The sequence below is a fragment of the Burkholderia sp. SIMBA_051 genome (assembly GCF_046534915.1).
GTDB classification, from domain to species: Bacteria; Pseudomonadota; Gammaproteobacteria; order Burkholderiales; family Burkholderiaceae; genus Burkholderia; species Burkholderia ambifaria.
This window is the reverse complement of the sequence record NZ_JAWRXS010000005.1, coordinates 510,514-523,741: the sequence shown is the minus strand read 5'-3', so window position 1 is coordinate 523,741 and position 13,228 is coordinate 510,514. Positions and strand designations below refer to the sequence as shown.

Annotated in this window: 8 protein-coding genes; 1 reads left to right on the top strand and 7 read right to left on the bottom strand. The window is 68.8% G+C overall.

Annotated features, from left to right (window positions below):
• Positions 1-79 precede the first annotated feature (79 nt).
• From SB771_RS15435 to SB771_RS15410, 6 genes are all read right to left on the bottom strand, one after another.
• Entirely contained in the window at positions 80-1,528 is a 1,449-nt protein-coding gene (locus SB771_RS15435) for a heavy metal sensor histidine kinase (RefSeq protein ID WP_175659302.1), read from the bottom strand.
• The gene (locus SB771_RS15430; protein ID WP_006755759.1) at positions 1,525-2,220 is read right to left on the bottom strand and encodes a heavy metal response regulator transcription factor; all 696 of its coding nucleotides are present in this window, start codon (positions 2,218-2,220) and stop codon (positions 1,525-1,527) included. The genes SB771_RS15435 and SB771_RS15430 overlap by 4 nt, the downstream gene beginning before the upstream one ends.
• 22 nt (positions 2,221-2,242) lie before the next feature.
• Positions 2,243-3,766: an efflux transporter outer membrane subunit gene (locus tag SB771_RS15425; RefSeq protein ID WP_175659753.1), complete on the bottom strand. Its 1,524-nt coding sequence runs from the start codon at positions 3,764-3,766 to the stop codon at positions 2,243-2,245.
• A 5-nt stretch (positions 3,767-3,771) separates the two neighbouring features.
• The gene (locus SB771_RS15420) at positions 3,772-5,004 is read right to left on the bottom strand and encodes an efflux RND transporter periplasmic adaptor subunit (protein ID WP_175659301.1); all 1,233 of its coding nucleotides are present in this window, start codon (positions 5,002-5,004) and stop codon (positions 3,772-3,774) included.
• A gap of 39 nt (positions 5,005-5,043) precedes the next feature.
• On the bottom strand, positions 5,044-8,211 hold the full coding sequence (locus SB771_RS15415) for an efflux RND transporter permease subunit (protein WP_175659300.1): 3,168 nt from the start codon (positions 8,209-8,211) through the stop codon (positions 5,044-5,046).
• Between the two features lie 227 nt (positions 8,212-8,438).
• On the bottom strand, positions 8,439-9,227 hold the full coding sequence (locus tag SB771_RS15410) for a Crp/Fnr family transcriptional regulator (protein ID WP_175659299.1): 789 nt from the start codon (positions 9,225-9,227) through the stop codon (positions 8,439-8,441).
• Positions 9,228-9,443: 216 nt separating this feature from the next.
• Between SB771_RS15410 and SB771_RS15405 the strand changes: the two genes are divergently transcribed.
• Positions 9,444-11,096, top strand: a complete 1,653-nt coding sequence (locus tag SB771_RS15405; RefSeq protein WP_175659298.1) for an acyl-CoA synthetase — start codon at positions 9,444-9,446, stop codon at positions 11,094-11,096.
• Positions 11,097-11,150: 54 nt separating this feature from the next.
• On the opposite strand, the gene SB771_RS15400 is transcribed toward SB771_RS15405, so the two are convergent.
• Positions 11,151-13,133 (bottom strand): methyl-accepting chemotaxis protein, encoded by a 1,983-nt coding sequence (locus SB771_RS15400; protein WP_175659297.1) that lies wholly within the window; start codon positions 13,131-13,133, stop codon positions 11,151-11,153.
• Positions 13,134-13,228: the final 95 nt, after the last annotated feature.

Here is a 13,228-nt window from a genome sequence, read left to right as displayed (position 1 = left end):
AATGTCAAAGTCGCATCGAGACTAACGAAGCCGCACGGCTCCGTATTGAAGAAAACTGCCCTCGGCGGCGCAGCCGCCGTCAATGCAATGCGCGGGGGGCGGGCGCCGGCTGCAGCGGGTGCGGGTTGCCGGCATCGGGCGCGGGCAGCGGGTCGCCGCTGCATGGTTGCGTCGACACCGAGAAGCCGAACGTATTGATGCCGTCCGAACACGCGACGAACACGCTGCCACCGTGCATCTCCGCGACCGCCTTGACGATCGACAGCCCCAGCCCGTGGTTCTCCTTGCTGTTCGCGCGCGCTTCCTCGAGCCGGTAGAAGCGCTCGAACACATGCGAGCGCTGCGCGGGATCGATCGGCTCGCCGGGGTTCGCGACCGACACGTCGACGAGCGTGTCGCGGCGCGTGATCGTCACGTTCAGCGTCGCGCCGGGCGCAGAATGCTGGATCGCGTTGATCAGCAGGTTCGTCATCGCGCGGCGGAACAGCGAAGGGTCGACCGCCGCACGCGCATCGCCGTGCAGTTCGGCGCGCAATTGCGCTTCATCGAGCGGAATTTCGAGGAAGTCGAGCATGCGCCGCACTTCGTCGGCGAGCGACACGTGCTTCAGGTCGGTCGCGCGTTCGCCGCGATCGCTGCGCGACAGGAACAGCATGTCGTTGATGATCACGCGCAACCGTTCGAACTCTTCGAGATTCGACTGCAGCGTCTGGCGCATCCGGTCGACCGAACGGTCGCGACTCGTCAGCGCGACCTGGGTCTGGCCGATCAGGATGCTGATCGGCGTGCGCAGCTCGTGCGCGACGTCCGCGTTGAACGCCTCGAGCCGCGCATAGGTCTGCTGGATGCGCTCGAGCGCGCCGTTGAACGACGCGGCGAGATCGCGCAGCTCGGTCGGCAGCGCGTCGGTGTGCAGCCGCTGGCGGCGATTGGTGGCACTGATGGCGGCGGCGTCCTGCGACAGCCGTTCGAGCGGTGCGAGCCCGAAGCGCGCGACCGCGCGGCTCAGCAGCAGCGTGAGCACGGTGGCCGTCGCGATCAGCGCGGCGAGTGTCCACGCGAACCGGCGCAGCATCCGCTGCGTGCGCTCGCACGACGTCGCGACGATCAGCTTCAGGTCGGGCCGCTCGCCGCTGCCGGCAATCGCGACGGTCTTCGTCATCACGTCGTAGCTGCTGTCGTTGAGCGCGTACTGCTGGAACGCACCGAACGGCTCGCCGACGGGCACGCCGTCGACCGGATGGCCGAAGCGGAAGTCGGCGTCGGGGCTCTCGATCTGGTAGCGCGTCGAGCCGTCGGGCGGTTCGAGATCGGCGAGCTTTTCCTGCATCACGCGGCCGCGCGCGGCGGTGGTCGCGTGCGACACGATCATCTGCGCGACCTTCGCGCGCGTGTCGATCGTCGCGCGCAGTTCGGCGAACAGCTGGCGCTCCATCATCACGAACAGCCCGCAGCCGACCAGCGTGAACACGAGCAGCGACACGATGCCGAACATCGCCGACAGCCGCAGGGTGATCGAGCGTTTCATGCGTGCCGCTCCGCGTCGCCTTCCTCGCGCGCCTCGAGCACATAGCCCATGCCGCGGATCGTGTGCAGCAGTTTCTCCGCGAACGGGCCGTCGAGCTTCGCGCGCAGGCGCTTGATCGCCGTCTCGACGACGTTCGCGTTGCTGTCGAAATTCACGTCCCACACGAGCTCGGCGATCGTCGTTTTTGACAGCACCTCGCCGCTGCGCCGTGCGAGCACGCCAAGCAATTGGAATTCCTGCGCGGTGAGGTCGAGGCGCGTACCGTCGCGGGTCGCGCGGCGGCCGATCAGGTCGACGCGCAGGTCGCCGATCGAGATCAGCGTCGATTCCTGCACGCGTGCGCGGCGCGTGAGCGCGCGCAGCCGCTCGATCAGCTCGAGGAACGAGAAGGGTTTGGTCAGGTAGTCGTCGGCGCCGCCGCGCAGCCCGCGCACGCGGTCGTCGACGCGGTCGCGCGCGGTCAGCATGATCACGGGCGTCTGCTTCTGCGCGCGCAACGCGCGCAGTACGCCGAAGCCGTCGAGTTTCGGCAGCATCACGTCGAGCACGACCACGTCGTAGTCGAATTCGATGGCCTTCCACGCGCCGTCCTCGCCGTCGAGCGCGGTGTCGACGACCCAGCCTTCCTCGGTCAGGCCGCTCTTCAGGTATTCGACGACTTTCGGTTCGTCTTCGACGATCAGCACTTTCATGGATTCGTTCGCCTATCGGGGGTTAGGGGCCGACGCTCGCGGCGGGCGGCGGGCTGGCTGTCGCGACATCGGTGGGCGTCGCGGCGTCCGTCGCGCCACCATCCCAGCCGCCGCCGAGCGCCTTCGCGAGAAACACGACGAGCGCCGCGCGCTGGCCCTGGATCTGCACGGCCTGGCGCTCGCTCGTCAGTAGCTGCTGCTGGGCCGTCAGCACGTCGATGAACGGCGTCAGGCCGCCCGTATAGCGGTCCTGCGCGAGCGACACGAGCTTGCGCGCGTCGTCGACGGCCGCCGACGCCTGCTGCGCGGCCTGCGCCAGCACCGATAGCCCCGTCACCGCATTCTGCACCTCCTGGAACGCGGTGAGCACGGTCTGCCGGTAACTGGCCTGCGCGGCCACGTAGCCGGCCTGCGCGAAATCGACGCCGGCCTTCAGCTTGCCGCCTGCGAACAGCGGCTGGCTGACCGACGCGCCGAGCGACCACAGCAGCGCCGGCACGGTAAACAGGCCGGAGAAGCGCGTCGCGTCCCAGCCGATGTCCGGTGACAGCGCGATGCGCGGGAAGTACGCGGCGCGCGCGACGCCGATCTGCGCGTTCGCGGCGGCCATCGCGCGCTCGGCCGACGCGACGTCGGGCCGCCGCTGCAGCAGGTCGCTCGGCATCCCGGTCGGCAGCGCGGGCGCGTTGATCGGCACCACGCGCGGCGGCAGCGAGAACGCCGGGGCCGGCGTGCCGACCAGCGTCGCGATCGCCGTCTCGACCTGCGCGCGCTGCTGGATCAGCAACTGCGCCTGCGTGCGCGTCGCATCGAGCTGCGAGCGTTGCTGGAACAGGTCGAGGCCGGACACCGCGCCGAGGTCGTGGCGCGCGCTCACGTAGTCGAGCGCCTTCTGCTGCAGGTCGATCGAGCGCTTGACGACGTCGATTTCGGTGTCGAGCTCGCGCAGCGCGAAGTAGCTCGACGCGAGATCGGCGCTCAGCACGAGGCGCGCGTTCGCGAAATCGTCGCGCGCCTGCTCGGAGCCGGCCTCCGCGGATTCGACGCTGCGCCGCACGCGGCCGAACAGGTCGAGTTCGTAGCTGACGCTCGCGCCGACCTGGATCTCGTTCTGCACCGTCGACATGCTTTTCGTCGCGTAATTGGTCTGCGGCCGGTCGGCGGAGATCTTGAAGCGCTGGCCGCTCGCGTTCAGCCCGACGGCCGGATACTGCGCGGACGCGACCGACGCGAGCGTCGCCTTCGCCTGGTCGTAGCGCGCGGCGACGACCTTCAGGCTCTGGTTGTTGCGCAGCGCGTCGGCTTCCAGCACGTCGAGCTGCGCGTCGCCGAACGCGGTCCACCACGCCGGATCGAGCGGCGCACGGGCCGGCGCGGCCGGGTGCCAGTACGCGTCGGCCGGGTCGAGCCGCCACGCGGCCGGCGTGTCGACGGCAGGGCGCCGGTAGTCGGGGCCGACCGTGCAACCGGCGAGCGCCGCGAGCGCGACAGCGGTCACGGCGGTCACGGCGGTCACGGCGGCCGTCGCGCGCAGGCGGGCGCGCATCGCGCTCACGACTTCGCTCCCGCGGCCGCGGAGGCCGGCTTCGCGACCGGCGGCGCCTGCACGACGACCGGGTCGCCGTTCGCGAGCGCGTCGCTCGGGTTCGCGACGAGGCGGTCGTTCGGCGTGAGCGGGCCGTCGACTTCGAGCGTCTGCCCGATCGTGCGCACGACCGTCACCGCCTTCAGGCGCACCTGGCCGTTCGCGTCGACGGTCGCGACCGTCGGCCCCTCGGCACGGAACAGCAGCGTATTGGCCGGAATCTGCAGGCGGCCGACCGGCGTCATCGGCAGCGTCGCCTGCACGTACGCGCCGGGCAGCAGCCGGCCGTCCGGGTTCGGCAGCGTGATCTCGATCTGCAGCGAACGCGTCGCGACATCGATCGCCTGCGACGTGCGCGTGATCGTGCCGTCGAAGGTCTTGCCGGGCAGTTCGGCCTGCGCGACGCCCACGTGCTGGCCGACCTTCACCTGCTGCGCGTAGGCCTGCGGCACCTGCACGTACAGGCGCAGCCGGTCGGCCTGCACGACCGTGAACAGCGAGCGGCCCGCGTTGCCGGAATTGACGAGGTCGCCGACGTCGACGTTGCGCTGCGTGACGACCCCGTCGATCGGCGCGACGATGCGCTGGAAGCCCTTCAGTTCGGTGAGCCGGCGCATGTTCGCATCGGCCGCCGCGAGGTTCGCGGTGCCCTGGTTGAACGCGCCCTGGCGATCGTCGAGTTCCTGCTGCGACACCGCATCGCGCTGGCGCAGCTGCTGCGCGCGGTCGAACGACGTCTTCGCGAGCGCGAGCGCGGCCTGCGCCTGCTGGCGCTGCGCGGTGGCCTGCGCGAGCTCCTGGTTCAACTCGGGCGTGTCGAGCTCGGCAAGCAGCTGGCCCTGCTTCACGTGCGCGCCGATGTCGGCCTGCCAGCGCAGCACGTAGCCGCTCGCACGCGCATAGATCGGCGCCTCGACGAAGCCGCGCAGCGTGCCGGGCAGCGTCAGCTTGCCGCCGGTTGCGGCATCGACCGGATGCACGATGCTCACGTACTGGCGCGTGTTCTGCTCGGCCACCGCATCGAGCCGGCCGCGGTTCAACACGTTGACGACGATCGTGCGCGTGGCGCCCGCGGCCAGCAGCACGCCGATCACGATCAGCACGACCCGCGCGCGCCGCGACACCGACGTGCGCGTCGGCAGGTGCATGCCGTGTTCGTCCACCTGGATGCCGACCGAGCTGTGATGTTTCTCTTCCATGAATTCAACCAATCCAACCGGGTAGAGGGTGGGCGAAAGTCAGTGGCCGGCCTGGCGCGCGCGCCGCCGGGCCAGCCGCGCATGCACGCCGCCGAACACGAGCGGCACGAACAGCAGCGTCGAAACGGTGGCGAACAGCAGCCCGCCGATCACCGCGCGGCCGAGCGGCGCGTTCTGCTCGGCGCCTTCGCCGAGCCCGAGCGCCATCGGCACCATCCCGATGATCATCGCGAGCGCCGTCATCAGCACCGGGCGGATCCGCGTCGCGCCGGCCTCCAGCGCGGCCGTGAGCGGCGGCGCACCGGCCGCGAGACGCTGGCGCGCGAACGACACGACCAGGATGCTGTTCGCGGTCGCGACGCCCACCGTCATGATCGCGCCCGTCAACGCGGGCACGCTCAGGTGCGTGCCGGTGATGAACAGCATCCACGCGATGCCGGCAAGCGCGGCCGGCATCGCGCTGATGATGATCAGCGGGTCGAGCCACGACTGGAAATTCACGACGATCAATAGGTAGACGAGCACGATCGCCATCGCCACGCCGGCGCCGAGGCCGAGATACGACGTGCGCATCGTCTCGACCTGACCGCGCACCGACAGCTCGGTGCCGCGCGGCAGCGTCGCGCGCGCGTCGGACACGATCCGGTCGATCTCGCCCGCGACCGAGCCGAGATCGCGGCCCTCGACGCTCACGTACAGGTCGATCGCCGGGCGGATGTTGTAGTGCGTGACCACGGCCGGACTCGCGACAGGATGGACTCGCACGAGGTTGCCGAGCAGTTGCGGCGGCATGCCGGTGCGGCCGCTCGCGGAAATCGGCGTGCCGAGCAGGTCGTCGATCGACGAGATGTTGTATTGCGGGGTCTGGATCTGCAGCGGGTACTGGACGCCCGTGCGCGGATTGAGCCAGAACGACGGCGTCGTCTGGGAACTGCCGGACAGCGAGATCAGCATGTTCTGCGCGACGTTCTGCGCGGAGAGGCTGAGCTGCTGCATGCGCGTACGGTCCATGTCGGCCACCAGGGTCGGTTCGTCGTTGCGCTGCAGCACGTGCACGTCGACGGCGCCGGGGATTCGCCTGATCTTCTTCATCAGGCTGCTCGCAATAGTCATGTTACTCGCGAGATCGTTGCCGAGCACCTGCACGTCGATCGCGGCCGGCTGACCGAAGTTCAGGATCTGCGTGATGATGTCCGACGGCTGGAAGAAGAATTCGACGCCGGGGAAGCGCCGCGGCAGCAGCGTGCGCAGCGTCTGCACGTAGTGCGCGGTCGCGCGATGGCCGGGCTTCAGCGCGATCAGCAGTTCGCCGTCGAGCGAGCCGATCGTGCCGCTGTTGCTGTACGACAGGTTGATGCCGCTCACCGGCAGTCCGAGATTGTCGACGATCGCACCCAGCTCGTCGGGCGGCACGGCTTCGCGGATCACGCGCTCGACCTGGTCGGTGAGGCGTGCGGTTTCCTCGATCCGGTAGCCGGTGGGCGCGCGCAGGTGCAGCCGGATGTTGCCGGAATCGGCGTTCGGGAAGAAGTCGCGGCCGAGCACGAACACGAGGCCGGTCGACAGCACGCAGAAACCGAGGAAGCACATCGCGTAGAAGCGGCGGCGCACCAGCAGCATGCTGAGCAGCACGATGTACCACGCGCGCAGCCGCTCGAACGCATTGTTGAACGCGTGATGGATGCGCGCGAAGCGCGACGTCGAATGATCGGGGCCGGTGCCGGCCTGCTGCGGGCGGAACAGCAGCATCGCGAGCGTCGGCACGAGCGTGCGCGACAGCACGTAGGACGCGAGCATCGCGAACACCACCGCCTCGGCGAGCGGCACGAACAGGAAGCGCGCGACGCCCGTCAGGAAGAACATCGGCACGAACACGATGCAGATGCACAGCGTCGACACGAACGCGGGCACCGCGATCTCGCCCGCGCCTTCGAGAATCGCGTCGTGCACGCCCGTGCCGAGATGCAGGTGCCGCTCGATGTTCTCGATCGTGACGGTCGCGTCGTCGACCAGGATCCCCACCGCGAGCGCGAGCCCGCCCAGCGTCATGATGTTGATGGTCTCGCCGAGCGCCGACAGCGCGATCAGCGACGTGAAGATCGACAGCGGGATCGAGATCGCGATGATCAGCGTGCTGCGCCAGTTGCCGAGGAACAGCAGGATCATCATCGCGGTCAGCACGGCGGCGATCAGCGCCTCGTGGATCACGCCCTGCACCGCGGCGTTGACGAACACCGACTGGTCGAACAGCGGCGTGATCGTGAGCCCTTCGGGCAGCGTCGGGATCACCTTCGGCAGCAGTGCCTTCAGATCCGACACGACCTTCAGCGTCGACGCATCGCCGGTCTTCAGGATCGACATCAGCACGCCGCGCTGGCCGTTCTGGCGCACGACGTTGGTCTGCGGCGCGAAGCCGTCGCGCACCGATGCGACTTCGCGCAGGTAGGTCGTCGCGCCGTTGACGGTCTGGATCGGCAGGTCGTTGATGTCGGCGATCGTGTCGGCCGACGCGTTCGTGTCGATCCGGTATTCGCTCTGGCCCATCTTCGCGGTGCCGGTCGGCAGCACGAGGTTCTGCGTGTTGACCGCGTTGACGATGTCGGCTGGCGTGAGGCCCTTCGCGAGCAGCGCCTGCGGATCGAGGTCGATCGCGACCACGCGCGTGCGGCCGCCATACGGGAACGGAATCTGTGCGCCGCGCACCGTGATCAGTTGCGGGCGCAGGAAGTTGAGCGCGATGTCGGCGAGCGACTGTTCGCTGAGCGTCTTGCTCGACAGCCCGAGCTGGATCACCGGAATGCTCGATGCGGAATACGTGATCACGAGCGGCGGCGTCGCGCCCTGCGGCATCTGGCGGACGATCGCCTGCGCGGACGAGACCGTCTGCGCGATGGCCGTCTGCACGTTCGCGCCCGGTTGCAGGAACACCTTCACGACCGCGATGCCGGGCAGCGACGTCGACTCGATGTGCTCGATGTTGTTGACGGTCGTCGTCAGGATCCGCTCATGCACGGCCGTGATGCGATTGGTCATCTCCGACGCCGAGAAGCCGTTGTAATTCCAAATCACGCTGATGACGGGGATGTTGACCGCCGGCAGCACGTCGACCGGCGTGCGCATCAGCGCAAGCGGGGTGGCCAGCACGATCATGACGGCCATCACGATGAACGTGTAGGGGCGCCTGAGCGCGAGATTGACGATCCACATGGAGGCGGCGGGACAGGCGGTGATCAGGCGTCGGTGGAGGGAACCCGAATGATAGGCGTCGGGGCTGAACGGGTTACTGACGCGAAACTGGCGAAGGTGTCAGGTTGCGGCGCGGCGCTGACGAGCCGATTCATCGGAGGAAATGCGCGCGCACGCCAGTGCCCGCAAACGGCTGCCGAACCGGATGCGCATGCCGCAGCGGCGACGATTCGGTTCATCGGGCTCGCTCAGATCTGTTCCATCCCGACCCGCGCGAGCGCGGCCAGATCGACGACCTCGATCTGGTTGTACGCGAGCCGCAGCACGCCGCGCTTCTCGAGTTGCTGCAGCGCCTGGTTGATCCGCTGCCGCGACACGCCGACGAGCATCCCCAGTTCCTCCTGCGAGATCGCGAGCGACGGGCCGGTGTCCGGGTACAGGTCGCGGTTGAACAGCTGCGCGAGCGCTTGTGCGACGCGCGCGTCGACGTCGAGCAGGCGGCTGTTCTGGATCGACGCGATGAATTCGCCCATCCGGTTGTTGAGCTGATGGATCACGAAGCGCGTGAACGGCAGGCTCGTGTCGAGCAGCGCATGGAACGTGTCGACCGGCACGAACAGCACGGTCGAGCGCTGGACCGCGACGACTTCGTACTTGCGCAGCTCGCGCTTGATTACGCTGCCTTCGCCGAACCAGCCGCCCGACGGCACGCCGGAAAACGTGCAGCCGCGGCCCGACGCGTTGAAGATCGCGAGCTTCAGCAACCCGCGATGCACGCCGATCCAGTATTCGGACGGCGCGAGCCGCTGCGCGATCACGTCGCCGGCTTCGCGCTGCTCGGCGCGCGACTGCGCGAGCACGAGCGCCTGGTGTTCCGGCGCCAGTGCGCGGAACCATGCGCACTGACCGAACAGCGCGGGAAGCGCGGGAAGCGCGGGCAATGGGCCGGGTTCGAGCGGCGTGTCGGCCGGCGGATTGGCCGACGGGGTGGCCGAGATAGCGGTCGCGTCGGGCGGCGCAACGAGAGGGTCGTGCATGGATGCGGGTTTGCGAGGATAGGGATAACGCGCAGCGCTCGACGCGCACTCTGTCGTTTCGATGACAGACGGCTCACAATAGCGCGCGTTAGGCTGTCGGCAATTGAACCACATCAAAACGAATCGGAGTGCATGCACTCCGGCTGGATACGAGATCGAAGCGTGCGCCGCGGCATCGACGCATGCGCCGATCGACGGAAAACGGGAGACAGGATCATGACGCAGATGTTCGAGGCCGGACTCGGCCGCCGCGACGCCAACTACGTGCCGCTCACACCGATCGATTTTCTGGTCCGCGCGGCCGAAGTCTATGGCGAGCGCCTTGCGATCGTGCACGGCGACGTGCGGCGCACGTGGGGCGAGACCCATACGCGGGCGAAGCAGCTCGCAAGCGCGCTCGCGCAGGCCGGCGTCGCGCGCGGCGACACGGTCGCGGCGCTGCTGCCGAACATTCCGGCGATGGTCGAGGCGCACTTCGGCGTGCCGATGGCTGGCGCCGTGCTCAATACGATCAACACGCGGCTCGACATCTCGTCGGTGCTGTTCATGCTGCGTCACGGCGAAGCGAAGGTGCTGATCGTCGACACCGAATACGCGGATCTCGCGCACCGCGCGGCGCGCGAAGTGCCAGGCCTGAAGATTGTCAGCGTCGCCGACGCGATGCCGGCCGACCCCGCGCGCTTCGCGGGCGCGACCGACTACGAAGCGTTCGTCGCGGGCGGCGACCCCGACTACGCGTGGACGCCGCCCGCCGACGAATGGGATGCGATCGCGCTGAACTATACGTCCGGCACGACGGGCGACCCGAAGGGCGTCGTCTATCACCATCGCGGCGCGTATCTCGCGGCGATCAGCAACATCCTCGAATGGGACATGCCGAAGCACGCGGTGTATCTGTGGACGCTGCCGATGTTCCACTGCAACGGCTGGTGCTTTCCGTGGGCCGTCGCGGCGCGTGCAGGCGTGAACGTCTGCCTGCGCAAGTTCGACGCGAAGACGGTGTTCGACTTGATCCGCAGCGAACGCATCACGCATTACTGCGGTGCGCCGATCGTGCAGAGCGCGATCGCGAACGCGCCGGCCGAGTTCCGCGCGGGCATCGATCACACGGTGCACGCGATGGTCGCAGGCGCGGCGCCCGCGCCGGCCGTGATCGCGAAGATGAAGGAGATCGGCTTCGACCTGCTGCACGTGTACGGGCTGACCGAGGTCTACGGCCCGGCGACCGTGTGCGCGAAGCAGGCGCACTGGGACGCACTGCCCGACGACGAGCGTGCGCGCCTGAACGCGCGGCAGGGCGTGCGCTATCACCTGGAAGCGGGCGCGACGGTGCTCGACCCGGACACGATGACGCCGGTGCCGGCCGACGGCGAGACGCTCGGCGAGATCATGTTCCGCGGCAATATCTGCATGAAGGGCTACCTGAAGAATCCGAAGGCCACCGACGAGGCGTTCCACGGCGGCTGGTTCCATACGGGCGATCTCGGCGTGCTGACGCCGGACGGCTATATCCGCATCAAGGATCGTCGCAAGGACATCATCATTTCCGGCGGCGAGAACATCTCGAGCATCGAGGTCGAGGATGCGCTGTACCGGCATCCGGCCGTCGCGGTCGCGGCGGTGGTGGCGATGCCCGACCCGAAGTGGGGCGAGGTGCCGTGCGCGTTCGTCGAGCTGCGCGAAGGCGCGAGCGCGACCGAGGAGGAGATCGTCGCGCACTGCAAGCAGCTGCTCGCGGGGTTCAAGGTGCCGAAGGCCGTGCGCTTCGGCGAGCTCCCGAAGACGTCGACCGGCAAGATCCAGAAATTCCAGCTGCGCAACGAGGTGGGATCGGACAAGGCGATCGACCTGGCGGGGGACAAGAAGTAGTCGGGGCACCCGCGGCGGCCGATCGTCCATCGCCCGTTGTCCGTCAAGCGTCCATCAAGCGTCGCGTTCGAGCCGGAACACGCTGACCGCGTCCGACAGTTGCGCGGCCTGGTCGCGCAGCGCGACGGCCGCGCGTTCGGCATCCGCAATCAGCGTCGCGTTCTGCTGGGTCGCCTCGCCGATCTGCGTGACGGCCAGGTTCACCTGCTCGATGCCGGTCGATTGCTCGCGCGACGCGGCGCTGATCTCGCCGATCAGCGTGCGGACCTGGTCGACCCGCGCGACGATGTCGCGCATCGTGCCGCGCGCGGCGTCCGCGATCCGGTAACCCTGTTCGACGGTCGTCGACGATTCGGTGCTCAGCGCATCGATCTCCTTGACCGCGGCCGCGCTGCGCTGCGCGAGCGCGCGCACCTCGGCCGCGACCACCGCGAAGCCCTTGCCGTGCTCGCCCGCGCGCGCGGCCTCGACGGCCGCGTTCAGCGCCAGGATGTTGGTCTGGAACGCGATGCCTTCGATCGCGCCGGTGATCTCGGCGATCCGGCGCGTCGCGCGGCCGATGTCGTCCATCGTCGCGACCACGCGCTGTACCGCGGCGTCGCCGTTCGTCGCGGCGGCCGATGCGTCCGCGACCAGCGCGTTGGCTTGCGCCGCATGCTCGGCGCTCTGCTGCACGGCGGCGGTGATCTGCTCCATGCTGGCGGCCGTCTGTTCGACGCTGCTCGCCTGCGTCGCGATCCGCGCGGCGATGTCGCCGCTGCCGGCCGCGATGCCGACCGTGCCGTGCGCGATGTCGGCCGAGCTGTTGCGCACCTGCGCGACGATTCGCGCGAGGCCGTCGCCGATCCCGTCGACCGCCTGCACGAGCCGGCCGATCTCGTCGTTGCCCGCGCTGCCGTGAGCGGCCGCGCCGTCGCGGATGCGCACGCTGAGGTCGCCCGCCGCATAGCGCTCGGAGGCCCGTGCGGCGGCTTCCAGCGGCCGGCTCACGACCCGGCGCACGACGATGACGAACAGCGTCGCGAACGCCGCGACGAGCACGGCGCCGATCATCAGGAAGCGGTTGCGGGTGGCGCGCATGGTGGCGAGCAACTCGTCGTCGAGCGCAATGCCGCCGACGAGCCATTGCCACTGCGGAATCGTCGTGAACGACACGAATTTCGCGGTGGGCCCGCCATCGTGCGCGGCCGGGTCGGTCGACGTGTACGCGAGCCGGCCCTCGCCGGCCGCGAGCATCTGGGCATAGGGGGCACGCTTGTCGTCGGCGGGTTGGCCGGCCGCATCGGGGTGCACGACGAAGGTGCCGCGCGACGCGCCCTGCGACGCATCGAGCACGAAGTAGTAGCCGTTGTCGCCGATTTTCAGCGCGCGGATGCCGTCTTCGACGAGCTTGAGCTCGGTGCCGATGTCGAGACCGACGAACAGCGCGCCGATCACGCGGCCGGTTGCGTCGGTCACCGGCTTGTACTGCGTGATGTACGGCCGGCCGAACAGCTTCGCGAGGCCCGTGTAGCTGCGGCCGGCGACGAGCGGCGCATACGCGGGGCCGGCGCGGTCGAGCTTCGTGCCGACGGCGCGTGCGCCGTCCTGCTTCTTCAGCGAGGTCGTGATGCGCACGAAATCGTCGCCGTCGCGCGCGAAGATCGTCGCGATCGCGCCGCTTTTCTTCAGGAACTGGTCGGGAATCGCGTAATCGAGGTCGAGCGGCTGGCCGCCCGCGAAGAGGGTCGGCGCGGGAACGCCGCCGATGTCGACCGTGCGCGCCGGGTCGAGCGAGAAATCGGCCGGCAGGAAGCTCGCGAACAGCGACATCGAGCGGTTGGCCTCGGCGGTCAGCGCCTTGTCGAACAGGTCGACCATTGCGCGGATCGACTGCTCCTTGTCGACGATCCGCAGGTGCGCTTCTTCAGCAAGCTGCTGGCCGGCGAAATGGGCGAGCGTCCACGCGAACACGGTAAACAGCAGGGCGACGAGCGCGCACGCCAGCGCGGCCAGACGCGCGCCGACGCTCACCCGGCCCAATTGGGTCAGTCTCATGAAGCATCCTGAGTGGGGAGTGAGAAAGGGCGGAACGCACGCGTCACCGCTAGTCGTTGCTTAATACGGCAACTTTCGCGAAATCTTTAGCGCGG